Raw genomic sequence first — 1,019 nt, forward strand, 5'->3', positions numbered from 1 at the left:
AGAACTTTAGCAACAACGCCCGCGCCAACGGTACGGCCGCCTTCACGGATTGCGAAACGCAGACCGTCGTCCATTGCGATCGGGTGGATCAGGGTAACAACCATTTTGATGTTGTCGCCCGGCATTACCATCTCTACGCCTTCCGGCAGTTCGATGGTGCCAGTCACGTCAGTAGTACGGAAGTAGAACTGCGGACGGTAGCCTTTGAAGAACGGAGTATGACGGCCGCCTTCATCTTTGGACAGAATGTACACTTCAGATTCGAACTTGGTGTGCGGCTTGATGGTGCCCGGCTTAGCCAGTACCTGACCACGTTCGATTTCTTCACGTTTGATACCACGCAGCAGAACACCTACGTTCTCACCGGCACGGCCTTCGTCCAGCAGTTTGCGGAACATTTCAACGCCAGTACAGGTAGACTTCTGAGTCTCTTTGATACCAACGATTTCAACTTCTTCGCCCACTTTGATGATACCGCGTTCTACACGACCGGTAACAACGGTACCACGACCGGAGATGGAGAATACGTCTTCGATCGGCAGCAGGAACGGCTTGTCAATCGCACGCTCTGGTTCCGGGATGTAAGAATCCAGGAAGCCAGCCAGTTCGATGATTTTCGCTTCCCACTCTGCATCGCCTTCCAGCGCTTTCAGAGCAGAACCACGAACGATCGGCGTGTCATCGCCCGGGAAGTCGTACTGAGACAGAAGTTCACGAACTTCCATTTCAACCAGTTCCAGCAGCTCTTCGTCATCAACCATGTCGCATTTGTTCAGGAACACGATGATGTACGGAACGCCTACCTGACGACCCAGCAGGATGTGCTCACGGGTCTGCGGCATCGGGCCGTCAGTCGCAGCAACAACCAGGATCGCGCCGTCCATCTGCGCAGCACCGGTGATCATGTTTTTAACATAGTCGGCGTGCCCCGGGCAGTCTACGTGTGCGTAGTGGCGGGTCGGGGTATCGTATTCAACGTGAGAAGTGTTGATGGTGATACCACGCGCTTTTTCTTCCGG

Annotated in this window: 1 protein-coding gene; it reads right to left on the reverse strand. The window is 54.4% G+C overall.

What is annotated here, in order from left to right; genetic code table 11:
- A partial coding sequence (tuf, locus tag NAZ64_RS22335) for an elongation factor Tu (RefSeq protein ID WP_001543627.1) occupies positions 1–1,019 on the reverse strand: 1,019 nt, incomplete at both ends.

It is taken from the genome of Salmonella sp. A1325 (assembly GCF_056991255.1).